The organism is Actinoplanes sp. URMC 104, from assembly GCF_051386375.1.
GTDB lineage: Bacteria > Actinomycetota > Actinomycetes > Mycobacteriales > Micromonosporaceae > Actinoplanes.
This window is the reverse complement of record NZ_JBPQTO010000011.1, coordinates 1,048,515-1,071,958: the sequence shown is the minus strand read 5'-3', so window position 1 is coordinate 1,071,958 and position 23,444 is coordinate 1,048,515. Positions and strand designations below refer to the sequence as shown.

Sequence of the window (23,444 nt, the reverse complement as noted above, 5' to 3'; positions counted from 1 at the left end):
GGGGTCAGGCGGCGAGGGCGAGGTCGGGCACGGGGGAGGGGAGCGGTGCTTCGGCGAGACGTTCGGTCTTGGCCCAGGCCTGCCGGCCGGTGGCCTGGCGGGCGACGGCCCGGTAGGTGGCGACGAGCCCGAGCAGCAGGAACGCGGGGTAGGCCAGCGCGGCGAGCAGCAGGCGGGGCAGGGTCTCGTCGCGGAGCCGGTAGCGGTGCACCAGCGCCCAGACGAAGCCGGGGAACCAGGTGACGGTCAGCCAGACGGCTGCGCCGCCGGCGAGCTCCCGCCAGGTCGCGAGGAACGGGACCGGGTGGCCCGCCGCGAGCCCGGCCGTGGCGGCCGCCAACGTGCCGGCCAGCAGCACCGTGATGATCGCGTTGAGCCACGGCGAGACCAGGTAGTGCAGCACCTCGGCGAGCGAGGTGAGCCGGATCCGCTTCGAGGTGGCCAGGCTGCGCAGGTAGCGGGCGCACTGCAGGTTGCCCTGCGCCCAGCGGGTGCGCTGGCGGGTGAGCCGGCGGACGTCGACGACGGCCTGCTGGGTGACCGAGGCGCGGGAGGTGTAGCGGATGCCGACGCCGGACAGGTGCATCCGCAGCCCCAGCTCGAGGTCCTCGACCAGGCACGCCGACCAGGGCGAGTTGCCGAGCGCGAGCAGCGCGGACAGGCGGGTGAACTGGCCGTTGCCGCCCAGCCCGACGGTGTCGAGCCGGTCGCGCAGGCTCTGGCAGGCGTTGACGATGGTGGCGAACTCGAGGTCCTGCACGGCGCCGAGCAGCTTGTCGCGGTTGCGGATGCGCACCTGCACCTGCACCGCGCCGATCGCCGTGTCGCGCAGCATCCGGGAGACCTCGAGCAGGATGTTGGCGCTGCCCTGGCCGTCGCCGTCGATGATGCCGAGCACGACCTTCTCGGGGCGGATGCCGGCGTCGGCGGTCTGCCCGGCGATGTAGCGGTACGCGGCGTTGAGCGCCTCGCCCTTGCCCCGGCGCGCGTCGGGCAGCTCGCGGCGCAGGACGTGCAGGCGGGGGTGGTCGATCGCGGCCAGCACGTCCGGCGTGCCGTCGTCGGAGCCGTCGTCGACGACCAGCACCCGGGCCAGCGTGTTGCCCGGGCCGCTCAGCGCCAGCGCGGCCTTGACGGTGTTGCCGACCACGACCTCTTCGTTGAGCGCCGGAACGATGATCCAGAAGTGCTCGGGGGCGCCGTCGCCGTTCTGCAGCGACCGGGCGACGAGGTCCTGCCGGCGCGAGGCCACGTACCGGACCGCGATGGTCACCAGCGCCACCGTCGACAGCGGCCACGACAGCATGACCGCGTAGCCGGCGACGACGAGGTACCAGCCGTGCTCTCCGCCCATCGGGCCACCTCCGCGTCACCTTCAGTAATGTCGACCGCCGCTTATCGGGGCGCATTAGGACAATACGAAGCTACGCAGCGTGTAACAAGGCCATTAGCCGGACCGACTCGGCAATCTGGCCAAAGGGCCTAACTCAGACATCTCGAACACGCTTTAGCGGGGCGAAACCGGGCGCAATCCGGGCCATTGCCGCAACGGGCCTCGGCGGCCGTGGCGGCGAGTCATCTCACGGTGCGTGATGTCGACGTACGCGGGGAGCGAGCCCCGGCAGGTGACACAGAGTGGTGTGAAGGGCCGGCTACGTGCCTTTTTTCGAGACGACCGGGACGGTTGGTTCGTCCGGTGGCGCCGGGGTATTGAGTCAGGCGAGACAGGACACGACACGACGACGTGGAGGCGACGATGGCTTTCGACGACAAGGTCGACAACAAGGCCGAGGAGCTCGGCGGCAAGGCCAAGGAAGGCCTCGGCAAGGCGACCGACGACAAGGGCCTCGAGGCCGAGGGCAAGGCCGACCAGAGCGGCTCGAAGCTCAAGCAGGCCGGCGAGGACATCAAGGACGCCTTCAAGTCCTGACGGGCTCCCCATCCGTGCGCCGCGGCCGCTGTGCGGTCGCGGCGCACGTGTGCCTGGGCCCGGTGGCAGTCGCCGCCGGGGGTGCCTCGTGGGCGGGCAGCATCTGCCGCAGATTTCCCGGACGCGGGTGTCGACGAGCGGGGTCGCCGTTCGTCGCCTGGGGGAGACACCAACGACCGTCAGGAGTCACACGATGCAGTTCATGCTCCAGATCATCGGTTTCGCCGACGCCCGCTACGCCGAGGGGGAGGGCCCGACCGCCGAGGAGTTCGTCGCCTGGCAGCGGGAGCTGGCCGATGCCAGGGTCCTGGCCGGCGCCGGCTTCCTCGACGACCCACGGCAGGCCACCAGCGTGCGGGTGGACCGGGCCGGCGAGCGGCTGGTCACCACCGGGCCGGTCGAGGGGACGCGGGAGTACCTCGGCGGCTGGGCGATGGTCGACGTACCGGACCTCGACACGGCGGTCGGCTGGGCCGCAGCGTGCCCGGGAGCCAGGCACGGCCGGGTCGAGGTGCGCGCGGCGTTCCCGGTCGTTTAGGCCGCGACCAGGGGGTATCGGTCAGGCATGACAGTGACGATCCGGTGCGCCGACTTCAACAACGACTGCCCTGCCGAGTTCACCACGCCGCAGGAGGACGAGCTGCTGCAGCACGTCGAACTGCACACCAAGGCGGCCCATCAGCCGATGGAATGGACGCCGGAGCTGGCGGAGGTGGTCAAGACCCACGTCAAGCAGGCCTGACATCACAGGGCTGTGACATGAGCGACGGCGGCGCCGAACTCGTCAGGTGACGGCGCTCCCGGCCGATCTTCCCTTGGTCGCCCCAGAAGCGGCGAGACGAGTGGAGCGTTCATGTCCGCATTACCGGCCGGCCTCGGCGCCGCACCGCGATCACCGCGGTTGTGGCTGTGGTTCCTGCTGGCCGGCACGGTGGCGGCCACCGGGTACATCATGCTGCCGCAGAACCAGATCACCAACTGGATCTTCCCGGCGATCAACACCAGCGGCGCCGTGGCGGCGTGGGTCGGTCTCTACCGGGGCCGCCCCCGCAACCGGGCGGCCTGGGGCATGCTGGCCGCGGCGCTGTCGCTGTCGGCGGCCGGGGACATCATCTTCGCGGGCTACGACCTGTTCCACGCGGAGGCGCCGTTCCCCTCGGTCGCCGACGTGCTCTACATCGCGGCCCACCTGCTCGCCGCCGCGGCGGTCGTCCGGCTGAGCCACCACGCCGGGCGCGACAGCATGCTCGAGGCGGGCGTGCTGACCGTGCCGCTGGCCCTGCAGTACTGGATCCACATCATCAGCCCCACCCTGCACGACGGCGGCAACACGCTCGCGGTGCTGGTGGCCGTCGTCACCCCGATCGGCACGCTGATCGTGCTGTTCGGCGCGCTGCGGGCGGGGCTCAGCATGGAGCTGCGCCGCGCCCCCGCCCGGCTGCTGGTGGCGGGCATGGTGGCCTGGTTCGTGCCCGACGCCTACTACGCGACGGCCAGCCTCAACGGCACGTACGTCGCCGGCGGCTGGATGGACCTGGGCTGGATGCTCATGCCGCTGCTGCTCGGGGCGGCCGCGCTGCACCCGCAGATGCCCCAGCTCAACGTGCCGCTGCACGTCTCCACCAACATCCTGAGCGTGCGCCGCTACCTTGTCGTGATCGCCGGCGTGCTGGTGCTGGACGCGTACGCCGCCCTCAGCGCCCAGGGCCCCGACCGGCTCGCCGCCCTCGCCGTGCTCGTCTCCGCCACGCTGGCCGCGATCCGCATCCGCCGCCCGCTGCACGACATGGGCCGGCGCGCCACCCAGGACGCGCTCACCGGCCTGCCCAACCGCACCGAGCTGCTGCGCCGGCTCACGTTCGCGCTGGCCGAGCTGCCCGACGACGGCAGCAGCAAGGTCGCGCTGCTGTTCTGCGACCTGGACCGCTTCAAGGACGTCAACGACAGCCTCGGCCACGAGGCGGGCGACCGGATGCTCGTGACGATCGCCGAGCGCATCGCCGCCTCGGTGCGCGACGGCCGCGACATCGTCGCCCGGCTCGGCGGCGACGAGTTCGTCATCCTGATGCCCGGCGCCACCGACGCGGACACCGACGTCGTCGCCGAGCGGCTGGTCACCACGTTCACCGAGCCCATCGTCCTCGACGGCATCGAGCTCTACCCGTCCGTCTCGGTCGGGGTGCGCACCACCGACGACTACCGCGCCGACCCTGCCGAGCTGCTGCGCGACGCCGACACCGCGATGTACCGCGCCAAGAGCGGCGGCCGGGGCCGGGCCGAGCGCTTCGACGACCGGTACGCCGCGGAGGCCAGCGCGCGCCTGCGGCTGGACACCGAGCTGCGGCACGCGCTCGGCAACGGCGAGCTGGTGTGCGTCTACCATCCCGAGATCGACCTGGTCACCGGCCGGCTGTACGCGCTGGAGGCGCTCGTGCGCTGGCAGCACCCCGAGCGGGGCCTGCTGTCGCCGGACGAGTTCGTGCCGCACGCTGAGACCCACGGCATCATCGGGCAGGTCTTCGAGCAGGTCCTGCACCAGGTGCTGGCCCAGCAGGGCGCGTGGGCCGGCGAGTTCGGCTGGCGCCCGCCGGTGGCGGTCAACGTGTCGCCGCGGCAGCTGAGCGACCCCCGGCTCGTGCCCGTGGTGCTGGCCGCGCTCGAGGCGCACGACGCCCCGGCCTCCGCGCTGATCCTCGAGGTGACCGAGACCGCCCTGGTGGACGACGCGGTGATGACCGGCACGCTGGCCGAGCTGCGCCGGCACGGCGTCGCGGTGGCCGTCGACGACTTCGGCACCGGGTACTCGTCGGTGTCGCGGCTGGCCGACCGGCACTGGGACGCCCTGAAGATCGACCGCAGCTTCGTCGCGGGCATCGTCGACGACCCGGCCCGCGAGGGCGTGGTCCGCGCGATGATCGCCCTGGCCCACTCGCTGAAGCTGCGGGCGATCGCCGAGGGCGTCGAGGACGAGGCGACGCTGGACAAGTTGCGCGAGCTCGGCTGCGACGCGGCCCAGGGCTACTACTACACCCGCCCGGTGGACGCGGCCGGGATCGGCGAGCTGTTCGCGCTGGCGCCGCAGTGGGCGACCCGCGAGCCGGTGTCGTCGGCCGCGTGACGGCCGTAACGGCACGGTGGCATCCGGCCGGTCGGCGGCCGAACGTCTGGTAAACACCAGGGATGGTCATCCCCTGGTCGACGGTCGGCGCCGTCGTGGTCAACGGCGTGCGCCTCGGCTACCGCGAGGCCGGCGACCCGGACGGCGTGCCCGTGGTGCTGCTGCACGGCACCGGCAGCAGCGCGGGCACGTGGGACCGCTTCGCCCCGCGGCTGACCGCCGCCGGCCACCGGGTGATCGCCGTCGACCTGCGCGGGCACGCCACCAGCGAGCGCACCGGCGACTATCTGCTCGACAGCCTCCGCGACGACGTGCTGGGCCTGGTCGAGCTGCTCGGTCTGCGCGACGCCGTCCTGGTCGGGCACTCCGTCGGCGGACACGCCGCGCTGGCCGCAGCCCTGCGGGACCCCGGCCGCATCGCCCGGCTCGTGCTCGAGGACGTGGCGGCCCCGCCGCGCCGGCTTGCGACCCTGCCCGGCGGGTCGCTGAGGCTGCTGTCGGCCGCCACGACCTTCGTGACGGCCCGCCGCGACCACGCCCTGGGCGTGATGGCCTCGATCGTGCTGCAGCTGACCCGCCCCGACCCACAGTGGTGGGCGCGGCTGAGCGACGTACGGCAACCGGCGCTCGTGCTCTCCGGCGGCCCGGCGAGCTGCATCCCCCCGCGACGCCTGGCCGCCGTGGCCGCCGCGCTGCCCGACGCCCGGCTCGTCACCATCCCGGTCGGCCACCGCGTGCACAGCCTCGCCCCGGAGCCCTTCGCCGCCGAGGTCCTCACCTTCCTCGCCGGCTCACGGCCCGCCCCCGTGCCCGCCGCCCCCGTGCCGGCCCTTCCGGCGGGCTAGGACACCGCGCACGGGGTGCCGTTGAGGGCGAACGACGCCGGACGGGGGTTGCTGCCGGTGTGCGTGGCGTTGAAGCCGAAGCTCACCGACGCGCCCGCGGCGAGGCTGCCGTTCCACGACGTGTTGGTCGCCGTCACCTGGGTGCCGGTCTGGGTGACCGCCGCGGACCAGGCCTGGGTGACGCGCTGGCCCGCGGCGTACGGGAAGGTCAGAGTCCATCCGCTGACCGCGGCCGAGCCGTTGGTCAGCGTGACGGTCGCCGTGAAGCCGCCGCCCCAGTCGTTGGTCGAGTAGGCGACCCGGCAGCCCGCCGGCAGAGTCGGCGTCGGCGTCGGCGAGGGGGACGGCGACGGGGACGTGGTGGGTGAGGTCGTCGGCGTGGGGTCCACGGTTCCCGGCTCCGAGCCCCACACCCGGGTGGCGCCGTCGTAGAGCGGCACGCCCGCGTTGGGTCCCGACGCGGCCTGGTAGGACGGGTCGTTCGTCGGATCCCACGTGCCGCCCTCGACGACGCCGATCTTCAGCTGCACCTCCATGCGGTGCGCCGACTGGCCGGCCGGCGCGATCGTGTGGCCGGTGCAGTCCACCTCGACGTACCAGACGGTGCCCGAGTACTGCTTCGCCGCGGTCGGGCCGGGACAACCCTGGGTGTACGGCGACGAGACGGTCAGCGCCGCGTCGCCCTCGCGGGTGAAGTAGTAGCGGAACTTCCCGGCGGTCAGGGCCCGGGCCGGGAACGCCGACTTGTTGTAGACGATCGCCTTGATCCCCGTCGACCGGGTCTCGTTCTGCATGATCGTGGTCTCCACCGACAGCTCCGGGATGTCCGGCTTCTCGGCCACCGGGAAGCCCGCGGCGGGCGCCCCGCCGTACTCGCCGTAGAGCCGCGCCAGCGCCGAGGTGAAGCCGGCGTTGTAGTCGGTCGCCACCTCGTTCATGACGTAGTCGCCGCGGCTGTCGGTGTACTTGTCGTCCGGCGCGGACGGCCCGCCGACCAGCGCGCCGTAGAGCACGTGCCGGGTCTGCTCCGGCACGGTCTGGCTGTCCCACCACGATCCGTGTGCGGTGCGGTGGTGCGGGTTCTTGGGCGCGTTGGTCCCGAAGCCGATCACGTAGCTGGAGTTGCGCGGGTTGGCGCCCAGCGCGTAGTCGATCTGCTTGACCGCGAAGTCGTGATACCGCTGCTTGCGGACGGTGTCGGTCAGCGAGTCGCTGTAGGTGAGCGCGACGAACGCCGTGTTCGCGGCGTAGCGCAGCGCGCCCCACGTGTCCACGACGACCATGCCGCCGGGGGAGGTCCGCACCTTCTCGCCGTTGACGCCGACGGTGAACCAGTCCAGCCAGCGGTTCGCGTCGTCCACGTACTTCTGCTTGCCGGTCAGCTCCGCGAGCAGCACGTAGTTGCCGTACTGCTTGTTGTCCCAGCTGATCGTCCACTTGTACATCTTGGTGCTGGTCTGGTTCTCGTTGCCCTGCGCGTCGTAGCCGGCCTCGGCCTTCGCCAGGTACGCCGCGTCACCGGTCGCCCGGTGCAGCCAGATCGCGCCCCACACCAACTCGTCGGCGTAGCCGCTCCACGACCGGTAGAACGAGGTCGCGTCGGTGATGCACTCGTGGTAGCTCTTCCGCACGGTGTCGGCGAACGTGTACAGCTGCTTCGCGTGCGTGAGCAGCGTTTCCGCGTACGCCGGATCGGTCGCGCGGAACACCATCGAGCTCGCCGCCATCGCCGCCGCGGTCTCCGCCGCCAGCTCCGTCCCGCCGCAGCTCGCGTCGATCTTGTACGCCGGCCGGGCCATCGGCAGCACCTCGGCGGGCCCCCACCACTTGTGGTCGTCGTCGCCCTTGCCGACCTGCCCGTAGAGCACGTTCGCCGACGGGTGCGCCTTGATGAAGTAGTCGTTGGGCACCCGCAGGTTGTTCAGCAGGTGGGTCAGCTGTCCCGAGCTTGCGTACGCGTCCCGGTTCTGCACCGCGCCCCACGCGAGCATCGTCGTCGTGAACGCCATCGGCAGCCCGAACTTGACGTGGTCGCCCGCGTCGAACCAGCCGCCGGTCAGGTCCAGCCCCACGTCCGAGCCGTCGCGCATCGCCGAGTCGCCGCGCCACGAGACCCGGTTCCAGGCCGGCTTCTTGCCCGACACCTGCGCCTCGTAGAAGAACAGCGACTTCTGCAACGCCTCGCCGTAGCTGTAGGCGGGCGCCGCCGCCGCGCCGGTGGGCAGCGCGATCCAGGTCAGGCCCAGGACGAGGGCGGCGAGCAGGGCGCGGATCTTCATGTGGCGACTCCCCGGGGCGATTGACCGTCATCGTTACATGGGAGCGCTCCCATTGCAACGGTGTGTCAGAGTCGTTGCGCGCACCGCTATCTTGGGGCACCGTGACCACTGCGCATCAGCCTCGACGTGCCGGCCGGCGGGCCACCTTCGCGGTTGAGGTTGGCGGCCTTCCCGCCTATGCCGTGCAAGCGGGCGCGGCGGAGGCGACGGACGTTCGCGAGGTGGATGTCTGGGCGGGTGGCAGGAGGCTCACCTGCCGGGACAACGCCGCCTATGTGCCGACGCTGGTGCACCACATGCGGTCCGCCGCGGAGCTGGTCCGGCAACGGAAGGTCCCGCCTTCTCCGTTCCCCTGGCGCTCGCCCGCAGAGGTGTTCCGGCTGCTGAACGCGAACGACAGCGAGCTCCGGCAGCGGTTCTGGCTGCTGCGCCACTGGGACGAGGTCCTCGACAACGTGGAGACCTACGCCTGGCTCGACGACCGGCTGGTGATCGCGTGCCGCATCCGGCAGCCGATCCGCACCGACGTGTTCGTGGCGCGGGTGACTCCCGGCGAGTTCGTGGCCACCGTCGAGGAGGCCCTCGGCCTTCTGGCCCGCTGAGCCGGGCCGTCGATCACTCCCGCCCGCATCCAGGAAAGGTTCGCACGATCCGCTAGTCCTCCGGGATCGCGCGATCGAACAGCTCCGGGCGTGGCACGTCGGGGTCAGGGCCGCTGCGGGTGCCGGTGTCCAGCGCGTCGATGCGGGACATCTCGTCCGCCGTGAGCTCGAAGCCGAACACGTCGAAGTTCTCCGCGATCCGCCCCGGGTTGGTCGACTTCGGGATCGCGGACCGGCCGTGCTGCAGCTGCCAGCGCAGCAGGATCTGGGCCGGGCTCCGGTCGTGCGCGGCCGCGACGGCGCCCACCACCGGGTCCTTGAGGACGTTGCGGCGGTTCTCGCCCCAGCCGGGATAGAACGTGATGCCGCCGATCGGTGACCACGCCTGCGTGAGGATGGCGCGCTCGGCGTCCGCCGCCCGCACGTCGGGCTGGCTGAAGTACGGGTGCAGCTCCACCTGGTTGACCGCGGGCACGACATCGGCGTGCTTCATCAGGTCGGCCAGGTGGTGCGGCTTGAAGTTGCTGACCCCGATCGCCCGCACGGCCCCATCCGCGAGCAGCGTCTCCAGCGCCCGGTAGGCGGCGACCGTCCGGTCGAACCGGTCGGGGGCGGGCTGGTGCAGGATCAGCAGGTCGAGCCGGTCGGTGCCGAGCTTGCGGGTCGCCTTGCCGAACGCGCGCAGCGTCTGATCGTACCCGTAGTCGCTGACCCACACCTTCGTCTCGACGAAGACCTCGTCGCGGTCGACGCCCGACCGGCGGATCCCCTCGCCGACCTGCCGCTCGTTGCCGTAGATCGCCGCGGTGTCGACGTGCCGGTAGCCCACCTTCAGCGCCGTCTCGACCGCGTCGGCGGTCTCCTCCGGGGGACTCTGATAGACGCCGAGCCCGAGGGCGGGCATCGTGACGCCGTTGTTCAGCACGACTTCGAGGCTCATGAGCTCGACGCTAGCTCGCAGGTACTGCCGGTACACGTCTCGTCAGGAACTCCCGCGCGGGTCGCCGGCGAGGTTTCCTGGAGTGGCCTCGTTCTGCCCCTTGAACGGGCCGCGGACGGGTACACAGCAAGGGACGAGCGCCGCGCCGTCACGACCCTGCTACGCCCCTGACATTCCGGAGGACGTCATCCTTACCGTCAACGCCATCGCCGCGACCTCGGCCACCGACCCGCTCGTGCGCACCACGATCGAGCGCCGTGACCTCGGCCCGCGCGATGTACTGATCGAGATCCGCTACGCCGGCATCTGCCACTCCGACATCCACACCGTCCGCGGCGAGTGGGGCGAGGTGCCGTACCCGCTGACCGTCGGCCACGAGATCGTCGGCGTGGTGGCCGAGACGGGCGCCGAGGTCACCCGCTTCCAGGCGGGCGCCCGGGTCGGCGTCGGCTGCATGGTCAACTCGTGCCGCGAGTGCGACAACTGCCGCGCCGGGCAGGAGCAGTACTGCCTCAACGGCAACACCGGCACGTACGCGAGCGTCGACCGCGACGGCACCGTGACCCAGGGCGGCTACTCGACCCACATCGTGGTCGACGAGGACTTCGTGTTGCGGGTCCCCGAGACGATCCCGTACGAGAAGGCCGCCCCGCTGCTGTGCGCGGGCATCACCACGTACTCGCCGCTCTCGCACTGGAAGGCCGGCCCCGGCAAGAAGGTCGCCGTGGTGGGCATGGGCGGCCTCGGCCACATGGCCGTGAAGATCGCCGTGGCGATGGGCGCGGACGTCACCGTGCTGTCGCAGACGCTCGGCAAGAAGGACGACGGGCTGGCGTTCGGCGCGGGCGACTACCACGCCACCAGCGACCAGGCCACGTTCGAGGCGCTGCGCAACAGCTTCGACCTGATCGTCAACACGGTCAGCGCGCCGATCGACATGGCCGCCTACCTGGGCCTGCTGCGGCTGGACGGCACGCTGGTCAGCGTCGGCGCCCCGCCGGAGCCGCTGCCGGTGCCGGTGTTCGCGCTGTTCGGCAACCGGCGCTCGTTCGCAGGCTCCAGCATCGGCGGCATCGCCGAGACCCAGGAGATGCTCGACTTCTGCGCCGAGCGGGGCATCGCGCCCGAGGTCGAGGTCATCGGCGCCGACGCGGTCAACGAGGCGTACGAGCGGGTCCTGCGGTCCGACGTGCGCTACCGCTTCGTGATCGACGTCGACACGCTGCGCTGACCCAGGCTCTTCTCGAAGAACCGGACGACGTACGCCCAGGAGAGCTCGACGGGACGGGCGGGGCGCTCGCGGCAGTCGCGGGTGCTCCGCCCACGCGCGCCCGCGCTGACGGCGGGGTCGGTGAAGAACTCGTTCCACTGGCCGTGCTCGCCGCGGGGGAGCAGCACCAGCGTCGCTCTGCCGCAGGCTGCGCGCACCGCCTCGTACAGCAGGGTGCTCTGCTGCCAGGGCACCAGAATGTCGCGTTGGCCGTGCACGATCAGCAGCGGCGGATCCGTACGGGAGACGTAGTCGACCGGATTGGCCCGGGCGACCGCGTCCGGGCAGCTCTCGATCGGGCAGCCCAGCAGCAGCGACTCGGGCGACCGCGGGTCCGCGTGGCAGCCGGTCAGCCCGAACGCCTGGTTGAACGGCACACAGTCGCCGAGCATGTGCTCGTCCATCCGCAGGAAGTCGGTCGGCGGATAGATCGGCACCGCGGCCTGCACCCGGCTCGACGGCCCGCGGACGCCGACGTTCCCCTCCAGCTCGGGCACGTCACCGGTGACGGCCGCCATCGCCGCCGTCCAGCCGCCCGACGACTCGCCCATGATCCCGATGCGGCGCGGGTCGATGCCGTACCGCCGGGCGTTGGCCCGCAGGAACCGGATCGCCGCCTTGATGTCGTGCAGCTGCGCCGGGAACTGCGCGTTGGCGCTCGAACGGATCGCCACGCCCGCCACCGCGTAGCCGTGCGGGTTGAATCGCGCCGCCACGACGTCCGCCCCCTCGCGGCCGTTCTCCGCCAGCCACCCCGACCCGTGCGACCAGATGATCAGGGGCGCCGGCCGGCCGGTCCTCGGCAGATACAGATCCAGCAGGTGCCCCGCGCTGCCGGCCGGTTCCGCCGGCGCGTACGCCACCCCGGTGATCACCCGCCCACCCCCTCCCGCCGGCACGTGCCCGCTCCCGGTGACCACCCGATCGCCTCCTCCCGCCGTCCGGGCGTGGCCCGGCGCCGACCCGAGCAGCAGCGTGACGATGCCGATGAGACACACGAGGCGACCGGTGCGGGACATGAGCGACCTCCCTGCCTTTACCTGCACCCCAGCAGTGCCCGCCGGACCGCGGCAAGGAACCTTTCCGGAGGCCGGAAGGCCGCCACCCCGCGCTCGGCCGGGCCGTTGGCGAGCCGTCGGCCCAGGGGCCGTCACAGCAGCGCGAGGCGGTCCACGAGCAGTTCCGTCCTGCGCTCGGTGTCGCCAGGCCGCAGCCGTCCGGCCCGCGTCAGGGTCGCCAGCCCGTGCAGGGCCGCCCAGAACACCTCGGTGAACAGCCCCGGGTCGACACCCTCGCCGGCGACCGCGACGAGGGTCTCCCGCAGGGCGGCGAAGCCGTCCTTGAGAGCCTCCGGGCTCTCCTCCACCGCGAACGCCAGGCCGCCGTCGAGCTGGAACATCGCGTCGTAGACCGCGGGGTTGCGCGCGGCGAAGTCGAGGTAGGCGTCGGCGAGGGCGGTGACCCGGGCGCGCCGGTCGTCCGTGGCCGAGGCCGCGGCCCGCAGCGCCGCGGCCATCTCGGCGGCTCCCTCGAGGGCGACGGCGCCGATGATCTCGCGTTTGCCGCGGAAGTGGCTGTAGAGCACGGGCTGGCTGTACTCGATGCGCGCGGCGAGCCGGCGGGTGGTGACCGCCTCCCACCCCTGGTGCTCGGCGAGCTCGCGGGCCGTCGCCAAGATGAGGCGCTCGCGGTCCGCCCGTTCGCGCTCCTTGCGTTCCTGTACCGACATGCCCCCACTCTAGCGCCGCTAGACAAGCGAGCGCTAGTAGGGCTAGCGTTGCCACATCAGCTGTCATTGCTAGGTGCGGAGGGTCGCATGCTCACCATGCTCGAAGTGCTCACCATCGTGGTCGTCGGCGTGATGGTGGGGGTGGAGTTCTGCGTCGCCTTCGTCCTCAACCCGATCCTCGACCGCCTCCCGGGCGACAGCGGCCAGCTCGGCCGCGCCGACGGGGGTCGGATGCTCGGCGCCGTGATGCCGGTCTGGTACATCTCCTCGTTGGTCCTCGTGGCGATCTGGGCCGTCGCGGGATGGCACGACGACGGCGCCGGCATGGTCGCCGGCGCCGGCGCGCTGCTGCTGGTCAGCGTGATCATGTCGGTCCTGCTGCTCGTCCCGATCAACAACCTGAACAAGACCTGGACCCCGGAGAACCGGCCCGCGGACTGGAAGCAGCAGATCAAGCGCTGGGACCGCTTCCACTACGTCCGCGTCGCCGTCATCGTGGCCGCGTTCGTCCTGCTGGCCGCGGCCCGCATGTGAGCCCGCCGGCCGGGCCCCTCGCGCTGGCGCGGCTCCACTACCCTGACCTCGGCGTTCGGGCGGGGAAGGCGGGCGGATGGCGACGGCGACGGTGGTCTTCCTGGTGCTCGGCGCCGCGGGCGTGGCGGTGCTCGCCCTGGCGTTGCTCGGCGGGGAGCTGCTCAGCGTGCTGCACCTGGGCGACGGGCCGGTGTCGCTCGAGGTGGTCGCGGGCTTCCTGGGCGCGTTCGGGTTCGCCGGGGCGATCGCCATGGAGCTGCTGGGCGCCCCTGCGGGAGCCGCCGGCATCGGGCTGGTCGCGGCGGTGCCCACCGCCTGGCTGGCGCTGCGGCTCTCGCGCGCGGCGCACGCCATGCCGACCGACGCCACCCCGCGCCGGGACGACCTGGTCGGCGCGCTCGGCGTCGTCGTCACCGCGGTGCCGGCCGGCGGCGGGTACGGCGAGGTGCGCATCGAGCTGGGCGGCCAGCCGGTCAAGTTGTACGCCCGCGCGGATCGCGCCGTCCCGGCGGGCGCACAGGTCTTCGTCATCGAGGCACCCTCCGACACGAGCGTCGTCGTCGAGGAAACCCTGGGAAAGGTCTAGATGTCACCACTGCTGATCGCCGTAGCCGGCGCCGTTCTCCTCGTGATCCTGCTGGTCCTGTTCGTGCTCTCCCGCATCAAGGTGGCCGGGCCGAACGAGGCGTTCATCATCACCGGCCGCAAGGGGCGGGTGACCAAGACCGCGGACGGCGTCCGCACCACGGACCTGTCCGGGCAGAAGGTCGTCATGGGCGCCTCGGTGTTCGTGCTGCCGGTCGTGCAGAAGCTGCAGTCGCTCGACCTGTCCAGCCGCCGCATCGACGTCAGCATCAAGGGCGCGGTGTCCAAGCAGGGCATCCGCGCCGACCTGCACGGCGTGGCGATCGTCAAGGTCGGCGGCAACGAGGGCGCGATCCGGGCCGCCGCCCAGCGGTTCCTGCACCAGCAGGCCGAGATCGAGGACTTCACCCGCGAGGTGCTGGCCGGCGCGCTGCGCTCGATCGTCGGCCGGCTCACCGTCGAGGAGATCATCCGCGACCGGGCCGCGTTCGCCGGCGCGGTGGCCGAGGAGGCCGAGCACTCGATGACCAACCAGGGTCTGGTGCTCGACACGTTCCAGCTGCAGGACATCCTCGCCGAGGGCTCCTATCTGCAGGACCTGGGCCGGCCCGAGGCGGCCCGGGTGCTCAAGGACGCGGCCATCGCCGAGGCCCGGGCCCGCCAGCAGGCCGAGCAGGAGCGGCTGCTGGCCGAGGAGGCGATCGCCGAGGCGCAGCGCAACCTCTCGCTCAAGCAGGCCGGCATCCAGGCCGAGATCGACGCGGCGAAGGCGAAGTCGGCGGCCGCCGGGCCGCTCGCCCAGGCCGAGCGCGACCAGGCGATCCTCGCCGAGCAGCAGAAGGTGGCCGAGCGCAACGCCGAGCTCAAGCAGCGCCAGCTCGACACCGAGGTGCGCAAGCCGGCCGACGCGCAGCGCTACAAGGTGGAACAGGAGGCCGAGGCCGCCCGCGCCGCCGCCGTGCTGGGCGCGGACGCGCAGCGGCAGGCCACCATCGCGGCCGCGCAGGCGTCGGCCGAGCAGGCCCGGCTCATCGGTGAGGGCGAGCGGGCCCGCCGGGCCGCGCTGGCCGAGGCGAACGCGATCGAGGGCGCCAAGGAGGGCGAGGCCGAGCAGCGCCGCCGGTCCGCGATCGCGGAGGCCGTCGAGCGCGAGGGCGCCGCGGAGGCCGCTGCCATCCTGGCCAAGGGCGGCGCCGAGGCCGAGGCGATGGCCCGCAAGGCAGAGGCGTTCTCCGCGTACGGCGAAGCGGCCGTTCTCGACCTGCTCGTCCGCGTGCTGCCGCAGGTCGTCGAGGCGGCCAGCGCGCCGATGGGCTCGATCGACAAGATGACCGTGATCTCCACCGACGGCGCGTCGTCGCTGACCAAGTCGGTGGCGAACAACGTCGCGCAGGGCCTGCAGCTGGGCACCGACCTGACCGGCATCGACCTGACCGCGCTGCTCGGCAAGCTGGGCGCGGCCCAGGCCACGAACGGCGTCAAGCCGGAGCTCGAGCCCGAGCGCTGAGCCACCGCAGCGCCCGTCCGGGGCGGAGCAGCACGGCTCCGCCCCGGATCAGCGATCCCCGGGGGCGCTGCCGACCGGCACGCGTTCGGCGGCGGCGGCCTCGCGGCGGTTCGCCACCATGCTGGTGATCGTGACGGTGATCAGCGTGAGCGCGATGAACCCCAGCGAGGCGAGCGTGGGCACCTCGGGCAGGCTCGGCCAGACGCCGTGCGCCCAGTGCAGGACCAGCTTCACGCCGATGAACGCCAGGATGATCGCCAGGCCGTGGTTGAGGTGGCGCAGCCGGTCGAGCGCGTTGCGGAGCACGAAGTACAGCGCGCGCAGCCCCATCAGCGCGAACGCATTCGTGGCGAACACCAGGTACGGGTCCTCGGTCACGCCGTACACCGCGGGAACCGAGTCGACCGCGAAGACGATGTCGGTCATGAACACCGCCACCACGACCACCGCCAGCGGGGTCAGCGCGCGGCGGCCCGCCTGCCGCACCACCATCTTGCTGCCCTGATAGTCCTTCGTGACCGGGAAGAACCGGCGGAGCATCCGTACGCTGCGCATCTGCTCGATGTCGACGGTGTGGTCCTCGCCGCGTGCCGCGTCCCGCATGACCTTGCCGGCGGTCAGCAGCAGCACCGCGCCGAACAATAGGAACGCCCACGTGCCGGCCTGCAGCACGGCTGCGCCCGCCGCGATGAACACGCCGCGCAGCACCAGCGCGCCGGCGATGCCGTAGAGCAGCACCCGCTGCGCCAGCGCCGAGGGCACCGCGAACGCGCCGAGCAGCAGCATGAACACGAACAGGTTGTCGACCGACAGCGACTTCTCCACCACGAAGCCGGTGTAGAACTCGATCGCCGGGCGGCTGCCGTACGCCTGCCACAGCACCAGCCCGAACACGGCGGGCAGGGTCAGATAGAAGATCGACCAGCCGACCGCCTCGCGCATCGGCACGTCGTGCGGCCGCCGGGTGACCACGAAGTCGGCCGCCAGCAGGCCGATCAGCACCGCGATGCTGATCGCCCAGAGCTGGGGGGTGGCCACGGTTTCGAGACCCATGCGGGGGAACCTCCTCGGAGAGCGGGCGCCGTGCGCCAACGTCCGAGGTCTCCCTCACCCGCGGGTGTGGCGGGCGAGCGTACGGGGGCATCCGGGACGCCCGTGGTGACCGCAACGCTCTTTGTGAGGTACTCCCCTCGCCGGGCAGCCTATCCGACTTCGCGCCCCGGACGGGCACGTCCGGGGCGAGGATCACGCCATCCGGGTTGACGCCCCTCGCCGGCCGCCGCATGGTGGGGGAGAGGCCCGGACGGCCCTGGGAGGCCCGCCATGCTGGTCGACATCCTGCTCGGAACGCTGCTGATGGCGAGCTTCGTCATCTCGATGACCGCCCTGACCCCGGTGTCCCGTCGGCATCCGCACCGCAGCCACCGGTGGCGCCCCCTCGGCTGACCGCCCCTGCCGGAGAACCACTATTGGACGGCGCCTAATACCGTGAGTATTATGTGGCGCATGATAGCGGCGGCGAGCGAGCCCGACGCGGCGGCCGAGCGGCAGGCCCAGCTCCTGCGCGGCTGCCTCGACATGTGCCTGCTCGCGCTGCTCGCCGGCGAGCCGGCGCACGGCTACGAGCTCGTCCGCCGGCTCGAGACCGCCGGGTTCGGCACGGTCGGCTACGGCACCGTCTATCCGTTGATCACCCGGCTGCACCGCCTCGGCCTCATCGCCAACGCGTCGCAGCCCAGCCCCACCGGGCCGCCCCGCAAGGTCTACCGGCTCACCGACACCGGCCACGAAAGGCTGCTTGCCTGGCGCGAGCAGTGGGTCCAGTTCGCCGGCGTCGTGAACGCCACCCTCGCCGTCCATCCATCACCGCCTCCGGGAGACGACCATGAGCACGTCGACGCCGGTCGTTGACGACCTTCTCGCCGCCGCGGACCGGGAGTGGCGCGCCCTCGGCATCTCCCGTCGCGACCGGGCGACGCTCGGAGCCGACCTGCGGGCCGACCTCGACGCGGCGGCCGCCGACGGGCTCGACCCGCGGGAGCTGCTCGGCGCCGACGCGGCCTCGTTCGCGCTGCGCGTCGCCCAGGAAGCCGGCGCGACGGGGACGCCGCCGCGGTACGGCCAGGTCCTCGGCGTGGCGACCGCGGGGGCGGTGGTCTGCCTCGTCGTGGGCTTCGTCGTGGTGACCGGCCTGCACCAGGTGTTCGTGGCGGCGTTCGACCTGCCGCGCAGCGTGCACGTGCCGGTGTGGCTTGCTGCGGGCGTCTTCTACGGCGCCGTCGCAGCTGTCGTCGTCGCGGGCGCGGTCCTCGCCGTGCGCGTCGCTTTGCGCGGCGTGCCTCTCATCCGGCACACCGCGGCCCGGATGTCCTTGCTGCTGCCACCCGCCGTCGCCGCCGCGATCGCCGCCGCGGCCGGGCTGGGTTGGTCGCGCGACTTCTCGCTCGCCCCGCCGGTGATCGGAGCCGAGGCGGCCATCGTTCTCGCGGCTTTCCTCGGGGCGACGGCGCTGGCCCGCCGCTGGTCGGTGACCGCTACGGGTTGATCGAGCGTGGATCAGCAGCCGGGTGCGGCGACCGGTCCAGCGGCTCCGTGGCGGCGGTCGCGCGTAGGTGGGCCGATCCGGGGTGAGAGCAGCGGTCGCGCGTGGGTGGGCCGATCCGCCGTGAGAGCAGCGGTCGCGCGTGGGTGGGCCGATCCGCCGTGAGAGCAGCGGTCGCGCGTGGGTGGGCCGATCCGCCGTGAGAGCAGCGGTCGCGCGTGGTGGGCTGATCCGGGATGAGAGCAGCGGTCGCGCGTGGGTGCCCTGATTCGGAGTGAGAGCAGCGGTGGCGCGTGGGTGAGCTGCTCCCGGGTGAGAGCCGCGGTCGCGTGAAGGTGAGTGGGCTGATCCGGGATGGGAGCGGCGGTCGCGCGTGGGGCGGGTGGATCTGGGGCGAGAGCAGTGGTCGCGCGTGGGTGCGCTGATCCGGAGTGAGAGCCGCGGTCGTGCGGGGGTGGCCGGGCCGATCAGAGAAAAGAGCGGCGGTCGCACGTGGGCGGGCTGATCCGTGCGGAGAGCAGGGTCGAGCGAGGGCGGCTGATTCGAAGTGAGAGCAGCGGTCGGGCGTGGGAGGGCTGATCCGCGGTGAGAGCAGAGGTCGCGCGTAAGTGAGCTGGTCCGGAGCGAGAGCGACGGTCGCACGTCGTTGGGGAGCTGCTCTGGGGTGAGAGCGGCGGTCGCGAAGGGGAGGGCTGGTCCGGGGTGAGAGCAGCGGTCGGGCGTGGAAGGGCTGATCCGCGGTGAGAGCAGGGGTCGCGCGTAAGTGAACTGGTCCGGGGCGAGAGCGGCGGTCGCGCGTGTTTGGGAAGGTGCTCCGGGGTGAGAGCGGTTGTCGCGAACGGGCGGGCTGGTCCGGGGTGAGAGCGGCGGTCGCAGAGGGGTGGGCTGATCCGGGGTGAGAGCGGCGTTCGCAGAGGGGCGGGCTTGTGCGGGGTGAGAGCGGCGGTCGCAGAGGGGGGCTGGTCCGGGGGAGAGCGGCGGTCGCAGAGGGGCGGGCTGATCCGGGGTGAGAGCGGCGGCCGCAGAGGGGCGGGCTGATCCGGGGCGAGAGCGGCGTTCGCAAAGGGCAGGCTTGTCCGGGGTGAGAGCGGTGGTTGCACAGGGGCGCGGTGACCTGGCGTCGGACCAGCGATTCACGACAGCGGCAGCGGTGGCGGTGGCGGTCGTGCCGTCGCGGTCGGAGGTCGGGCCGGGGTCGCGGCGGGGTCAGCGGTCGCGTGGGGGCGGCACGGTGGCGCGGCCGTGGGCGACCACGATGGGCGGCGGGCGCCGCCGGCGGCGGGAGCGGTGCCACAGGGCCCATCCGCCCAGGCCGACGATCACCGCGACGGCGACGGGCGCCGCCACCAGCCTGAGGGTCCGGCGGCCGGGCGGCCGGTCGGGGGCGGCTGCGGGCAGGCGCACGTCGGCGGTCAGGGTCAGGTCCGCAGTGGTCACCCGCAGCGGGACGACGGCGGGGCGGCGGGCCGGCGTGGGGAATCGGATCAGGTAGCGGCCCCGCAGCGTGGTCTGCACCTGGTCGAGGGCGGGCACCACGACGGGCCGGCCGGCGGGGGCCAGGAAGCCGCCGGTGGCCTCGGCGGCGGTGGTCCAGAAGCGGCCGGCGTCGGCGGTGGTGGCGACGACCAGGACGACGCCGGCGGCGCGGAACCGGTCGGCCACAGCGGTCGCGGAGGGACCTCCGGCGTCGGCGGCTCCGGTGTAGACGACGGTGAGCTTGCGGCCGGCCGGCACGTCGGGGAACTGCTGGGCGGCCAGGGTCAGCGCGGCGGCGGTGTCGCGGGCGCCGTGCGGCCGTACGGCCTCGAGCGCCGCGACGATGCCGCTGGGGTCCTGCTGCGGTGGGGCGATCACGGCGGCGGGCGCGGAGTCGCCGATGACCGTCGCGCGGGTGCCCACGGGGGCCTCGAGCATGAAGCGGGCGCCCGCGCTGAGCCAGGCGGGCAGCGTGCCGGCGCCCGCGGCGGAGGTGTCGGCCACGATGGTCACGGCCAGGTCGCCGGAGAGGAACGGGACGAGTTCGGCGGCGCGACCGGCGCCGTCCACGGTCACCTCGGCCGACCGCGGGCCGGGGCGGGTGCTCGCGCTCAGGTCGACCAGGACGGAGGTCTGCCCGTCGGCGGTGAAGACCGTCCCGACCGGCAGGGGCACCGTTCCGGCGAAGGCCGTGCCCGCGAGCGCGAGGATCAGCGCGGCCACGGCCGGCGAGCGGTCAGACCGCTTCGGCGTAGACGATGACGTTGTCACGGTAGCTTCCGCGGGCGTGGTCGAAGCTGCCGCCGCAGGTGACCAGCCGCAGGGCGGGGTCGAGCGTGGGCGCGTACACGAGATCGGTCGGGAAGCTCGACTTGGCGACCCGCGACACCCGGGTCACGCGGAAGCCGGCGGTGCTGCCGTCGGCCCGTCCGACCTCCACCAGCGCGCCGGGGCTCAGGCCGGCCAGCCCGAAGAAGACGCCGGGGCCGTCGCGGGAGTCGACGTGGCCGAGCAGCACCGCTGGGCCGGGCTGGCCGGGGCGCGGGCCGCGCGCGTACCAGCCGGGCACCGCGGCGTCGGCGGGGACCGCGATCGAGCCGTCGGCGCGCTGCCCGAGGCCGACGAGCCGGCTGTCGACCCGCAGCGCGGGGATGCGCAGGCGCACCGGAGGCGCCACGGTCGCGTAGCTGGTGCTCGACGAGAACGCCATGCCGCCGTAGCCGGTCTGCGCGCCGCCGCGGGGCAGCCGGGCGGCCACCGCGGCCCCGAACGCGTCGGCCAGCGTGCGGGCCAGGTCGAACATGTGGTCGTACGTCTCGTAGGCGATGTCGTGCGCGGACTTGTAGTTCTTGTCCGCGTACGCGTCGGCGTGCTGCACGAGCATCCGGTCGTGCTGGCTGAGCGCGGCCTCGATCGCGGCGGGTGTGGACCGTCCGCCGGTGGCGCCGGAGAGGAACTGGGCCATGGTCCGCTGGAACGTGGCCAGCTGCTGCTCGGAACGCTGTTTCGCGGCCTGGTCCTGCGCGGCCGCGGCGGACGCGTAACCTACGAGCGCTTCGACGTGCGTACCCCAGAGCTGCTGGAACTTCTTGGCGGCCGGCGCGCCGAACAGGGTGTCGATCGCCGCGGCGAGATCGCTGGTGTTGGCGTTGAGCATGCGCCCGGAGGCGGTGAAGTCGGGTGTACGGGTGACCGCCGCCCGGGTGGTGTCCTCGATCAGCACGGCGTGCTCGGCCAGCAGCTTGCCGAGCTGGGAGCGCAGCCGCCACACCGGCTCCTGGAGCTCGGCGGTGTCGGAGGCGGGCAGCAGCGCCTTGGCCAGCCCGAGCCCGAGGTCGTACGTGTGCTGGAAGCCCTGCCGGAACTGCTGGTCGGACCGGGCGTAGTCGCCGGCCGCGTACGCGTCGGCCTGCCCGGTGAGGTGCTCGACGTGGGTGACGACCAGGGTGCGCGCGGTGGCCACGGGCAGCCGGCCCTGCGAGCCGCCGGCGAAGAACTGGGCGAGGTCGCCCTCGAACGTCGTGAGCTGCGCCCGCGCCCGGGCCTCGGCGGCGTCGTCCTGCTCGGCCAGGGCACCGGCGTACGCGAACAGGGCGACGACGTGCCGCGACCACAGTGGCCGGAACTTCTCCGCGGTGGGCGCCCCGAACAGCCGGCCGACCAGGGCCGTCATGTCCGCCGTGTTCTGCCCGAGCGACGCGTTCGCGGCCTGCACGAAGTCGTCGTCGCCGCGGACCCGGCTGCGCATCATGTTGGAGGCCAGCACCGCGTGCTGCCCGAGCAGCGCCTCGAACCGCACCGCCAGGTCGGCGGGGCTGCCGGTCGGCGCCGAGGCCGCGGTCCGAGCGATCAGCTCCCGCGGGGCCTCCGGCGGCGGTGCAGCCCGCACCGACACCACGGTGGCCGCCGTCGCGGTGACCACGGCGGCCGCCGCGATCCGGTATCCGGCTGCTCGCATGCGCATCGCCCGCCTTCATGATCGTTGTGGCAGGTCAGGGGTGCCGATGGGGCCGACGGTACGCCCGCTGCGCGACACAGGTCGAGTCCGCCGGACGGCTGAGGAATCGACACTCATGGTGGAGTTGCGGGTGCCCGCTTGCAGTAACGTCGAGGTGCTGGTGACCACGTGTGACGGCCGGGACCGGCATGGGCGGGTGAAGGCGATGACTGCGGCGGGCGACCTGATCGCCGGACGCTACCGGGTGCGGCGGCCGCTGGCCGAGGGGCATCTCGGCCACATCTGGCTGGGCGTCGATCAGCACACCGGACGGACGGTCGCCCTGAAGAAGTGCGCGCTGCCCGGGAGCCTCACCGAGGAGCAGCGCCTCGTGCTGCGGGTGTGGGTGCCCCGCGAGGCGCGCGCGTTCGCCCGCATCCGTCACCCGAACGTGATCCGCACCCTCGACGTGCTGCTCGACGGCGACGCCCCGTGGATCGTCATGGAGTACGTGCCGTCCCGCTCGCTGTACGACGTGATCCGCGCGGAGGGCTCGCTGCCGCCGCGCCGGGTGGCGGCCATCGGGCTCGACCTGCTGGCCGCGCTGACCGCGGCGTGGGAGGCGGACGTGCTGCACCTGGACGTCAAGCCGTCCAACGTGCTCATCGCCGCCGACGGCCGGGTGGTGCTCACCGACTTCGGCCCGGCGGGCTCGCGCGCCGGGGTGGCCGCGCTGGCGCAGGCCGGGATCATCCTCGGCTCGCCGCAGTACGTGGCGCCCGAACGGCTCTTCGGCATCTCCGACGAGCGCTCCGACCTGTGGTCGCTGGGCGCGACGCTCTACCACGCCGCCGAGGGCCGCACGCCGTTCATGCGCTCGACCGTCGACGAGGGGCTGCATGCTGCGGACGAGGGCCGCCCCGATCCGGTGTACCGCGCCGGCCCGCTCGCCCCGGTGCTGTTCGGGCTGCTGCGCCGCGACCCCGCCGAGCGGCTGAGCGCGGCCGCGGTGCGGGCCCGGTTGCGCCGCATCGCGCCGCCCACCCGGATGGTGCTCGCCCGGCGGGCCGGGACGGCGGCCGCGGCGGTCTCGGTGCTCGCGCTCGGCGGGGCCGCCGCGGTGATCCGCAGCGCCGGCGCCGATCAGGGCGCCCCGCCGCCGCCCGCCTCGGTCGCGCCGTCCCCGGCGCCCACGCTGCCGGCCGGCTTCGTCCGGTGGACCGAGCCGGGCGGCGCCTTCCGGGTGGCGGTGCCGCGCGACTGGCGCCTGACGCCGTCGGCCGGGGGCGTGGTCTGCACCGCGCCCGGCGGTCAGCCCGTGCTCACCGTGACACAGTGGACCGGCGACGGCAGCCTGCTGTCCGCGCTGGTCGAGGCGGAACAGGCGACGCGACGGCGGGAGCCCGGCTACTACCGGATCCGGATGTCACCGGCGACCGACCCGCCCGGAGCAGTGTGGGAGTACACGTACCGCGACCCCGAAGCCGGCGCGATGCGGGCCCAGAGCCGGATCGTGACGGTGGACGGCCGCTCGTTCCGCGTGGACTGGCGCGCCCCGGCCGCCGAATGGGCCGCCGGCCTGCCCACGCTGCTCGCCGTGCTGCCCACCGTCGGCCGGCCCTGACCGCTCCCACTGGTCGGAAGGGGCGT

The 23,444-nt window shown here is 73.1% G+C and carries 22 protein-coding genes; 14 read left to right on the top strand and 8 right to left on the bottom strand.

The window, feature by feature from the left end; translation table 11 throughout:
- Positions 1-4 precede the first annotated feature (4 nt).
- Positions 5-1,354 carry a glycosyltransferase gene (locus tag ACSNN8_RS30785; protein ID WP_436653472.1) on the bottom strand — a complete coding sequence of 450 codons (1,350 nt, stop codon included), beginning with the start codon at positions 1,352-1,354 and terminating at the stop codon, positions 5-7.
- A 402-nt stretch (positions 1,355-1,756) separates the two neighbouring features.
- On the opposite strand from ACSNN8_RS30785, the gene ACSNN8_RS30780 reads away from it, so the two are divergent.
- The 5 genes from ACSNN8_RS30780 (at position 1,757) to ACSNN8_RS30760 (ending at position 5,893) form a co-directional block, all read left to right on the top strand.
- On the top strand, positions 1,757-1,930 hold the full coding sequence (locus tag ACSNN8_RS30780) for a CsbD family protein (protein ID WP_436653471.1): 174 nt from the start codon (positions 1,757-1,759) through the stop codon (positions 1,928-1,930).
- A gap of 202 nt (positions 1,931-2,132) precedes the next feature.
- The gene (locus ACSNN8_RS30775) at positions 2,133-2,468 is read left to right on the top strand and encodes a YciI family protein (RefSeq protein WP_436653470.1); all 336 of its coding nucleotides are present in this window, start codon (positions 2,133-2,135) and stop codon (positions 2,466-2,468) included.
- Positions 2,469-2,495: 27 nt separating this feature from the next.
- Complete coding sequence (locus ACSNN8_RS30770; protein WP_436653469.1) at positions 2,496-2,672, top strand: DUF1059 domain-containing protein; 177 nt, start codon at positions 2,496-2,498, stop codon at positions 2,670-2,672.
- 111 nt (positions 2,673-2,783) lie between these two features.
- Entirely contained in the window at positions 2,784-5,048 is a 2,265-nt protein-coding gene (locus tag ACSNN8_RS30765; protein WP_436653468.1) for a putative bifunctional diguanylate cyclase/phosphodiesterase, read from the top strand.
- Between the two features lie 62 nt (positions 5,049-5,110).
- Positions 5,111-5,893 carry an alpha/beta fold hydrolase gene (locus tag ACSNN8_RS30760; RefSeq protein WP_436653467.1) on the top strand — a complete coding sequence of 261 codons (783 nt, stop codon included), beginning with the start codon at positions 5,111-5,113 and terminating at the stop codon, positions 5,891-5,893.
- Here the strand turns inward: ACSNN8_RS30760 and ACSNN8_RS30755 are convergent.
- Entirely contained in the window at positions 5,890-8,172 is a 2,283-nt protein-coding gene (locus ACSNN8_RS30755) for a glycoside hydrolase family 9 protein (protein WP_436653466.1), read from the bottom strand. The genes ACSNN8_RS30760 and ACSNN8_RS30755 overlap by 4 nt on opposite strands.
- A 221-nt stretch (positions 8,173-8,393) precedes the next feature.
- On the opposite strand from ACSNN8_RS30755, the gene ACSNN8_RS30750 reads away from it, so the two are divergent.
- Positions 8,394-8,774 (top strand): hypothetical protein, encoded by a 381-nt coding sequence (locus ACSNN8_RS30750; protein ID WP_436653465.1) that lies wholly within the window; start codon positions 8,394-8,396, stop codon positions 8,772-8,774.
- A gap of 52 nt (positions 8,775-8,826) precedes the next feature.
- Here the strand turns inward: ACSNN8_RS30750 and ACSNN8_RS30745 are convergent, their stop codons facing one another.
- Complete coding sequence (locus ACSNN8_RS30745; protein WP_436653464.1) at positions 8,827-9,714, bottom strand: aldo/keto reductase; 888 nt, start codon at positions 9,712-9,714, stop codon at positions 8,827-8,829.
- A 187-nt stretch (positions 9,715-9,901) separates the two neighbouring features.
- On the opposite strand from ACSNN8_RS30745, the gene ACSNN8_RS30740 reads away from it, so the two are divergent.
- Entirely contained in the window at positions 9,902-10,945 is a 1,044-nt protein-coding gene (locus tag ACSNN8_RS30740) for an NAD(P)-dependent alcohol dehydrogenase (RefSeq protein WP_436655462.1), read from the top strand.
- Here ACSNN8_RS30740 and ACSNN8_RS30735 read toward each other — a convergent pair.
- Positions 10,909-12,003 (bottom strand): alpha/beta hydrolase fold domain-containing protein, encoded by a 1,095-nt coding sequence (locus tag ACSNN8_RS30735; RefSeq protein WP_436653463.1) that lies wholly within the window; start codon positions 12,001-12,003, stop codon positions 10,909-10,911. The two genes, ACSNN8_RS30740 and ACSNN8_RS30735, sit on opposite strands and share 37 nt — an antisense overlap.
- A gap of 131 nt (positions 12,004-12,134) precedes the next feature.
- Entirely contained in the window at positions 12,135-12,713 is a 579-nt protein-coding gene (locus tag ACSNN8_RS30730) for a TetR/AcrR family transcriptional regulator (RefSeq protein ID WP_436653462.1), read from the bottom strand.
- 87 nt (positions 12,714-12,800) lie between these two features.
- On the opposite strand from ACSNN8_RS30730, the gene ACSNN8_RS30725 reads away from it, so the two are divergent.
- From ACSNN8_RS30725 to ACSNN8_RS30715, 3 genes are all read left to right on the top strand, one after another.
- Entirely contained in the window at positions 12,801-13,247 is a 447-nt protein-coding gene (locus ACSNN8_RS30725) for an anthrone oxygenase family protein (RefSeq protein WP_436653461.1), read from the top strand.
- 76 nt (positions 13,248-13,323) lie between these two features.
- Positions 13,324-13,833 (top strand): hypothetical protein, encoded by a 510-nt coding sequence (locus ACSNN8_RS30720; RefSeq protein WP_436653460.1) that lies wholly within the window; start codon positions 13,324-13,326, stop codon positions 13,831-13,833.
- Positions 13,834-15,339: a flotillin family protein gene (locus ACSNN8_RS30715; RefSeq protein ID WP_436653459.1), complete on the top strand. Its 1,506-nt coding sequence runs from the start codon at positions 13,834-13,836 to the stop codon at positions 15,337-15,339.
- 48 nt (positions 15,340-15,387) lie between these two features.
- Here the strand turns inward: ACSNN8_RS30715 and ACSNN8_RS30710 are convergent, their stop codons facing one another.
- Positions 15,388-16,392: a TerC/Alx family metal homeostasis membrane protein gene (locus ACSNN8_RS30710; RefSeq protein WP_436653458.1), complete on the bottom strand. Its 1,005-nt coding sequence runs from the start codon at positions 16,390-16,392 to the stop codon at positions 15,388-15,390.
- 270 nt (positions 16,393-16,662) lie between these two features.
- Between ACSNN8_RS30710 and ACSNN8_RS30705 the strand changes: the two genes are divergently transcribed.
- Genes ACSNN8_RS30705 through ACSNN8_RS30695 form a run of 3 tightly spaced genes read left to right on the top strand, consistent with a single transcriptional unit; the run spans position 16,663 to position 17,884 of the window.
- On the top strand, positions 16,663-16,785 hold the full coding sequence (locus ACSNN8_RS30705; RefSeq protein ID WP_436653457.1) for a hypothetical protein: 123 nt from the start codon (positions 16,663-16,665) through the stop codon (positions 16,783-16,785).
- A 60-nt stretch (positions 16,786-16,845) separates the two neighbouring features.
- A complete protein-coding gene (locus tag ACSNN8_RS30700) occupies positions 16,846-17,250 on the top strand; it encodes a PadR family transcriptional regulator (RefSeq protein ID WP_436653456.1) in 405 nt (134 codons plus the stop codon).
- Entirely contained in the window at positions 17,225-17,884 is a 660-nt protein-coding gene (locus tag ACSNN8_RS30695; RefSeq protein WP_436653455.1) for a hypothetical protein, read from the top strand. Before ACSNN8_RS30700 ends, ACSNN8_RS30695 begins: the two co-directional genes overlap by 26 nt.
- Before the next feature lie 1,203 nt (positions 17,885-19,087).
- Here ACSNN8_RS30695 and ACSNN8_RS30690 read toward each other — a convergent pair.
- Together ACSNN8_RS30690 and ACSNN8_RS30685 are read right to left on the bottom strand one after the other, a co-directional pair.
- The gene (locus tag ACSNN8_RS30690) at positions 19,088-20,080 is read right to left on the bottom strand and encodes a VWA domain-containing protein (protein ID WP_436653454.1); all 993 of its coding nucleotides are present in this window, start codon (positions 20,078-20,080) and stop codon (positions 19,088-19,090) included.
- 13 nt (positions 20,081-20,093) lie between these two features.
- Positions 20,094-21,821: a class F sortase gene (locus ACSNN8_RS30685; protein WP_436653453.1), complete on the bottom strand. Its 1,728-nt coding sequence runs from the start codon at positions 21,819-21,821 to the stop codon at positions 20,094-20,096.
- 124 nt (positions 21,822-21,945) lie between these two features.
- On the opposite strand from ACSNN8_RS30685, the gene ACSNN8_RS30680 reads away from it, so the two are divergent.
- Positions 21,946-23,418, top strand: coding sequence for a serine/threonine-protein kinase (locus tag ACSNN8_RS30680; protein ID WP_436653452.1), 1,473 nt, complete (start codon positions 21,946-21,948; stop codon positions 23,416-23,418).
- Positions 23,419-23,444: the final 26 nt, after the last annotated feature.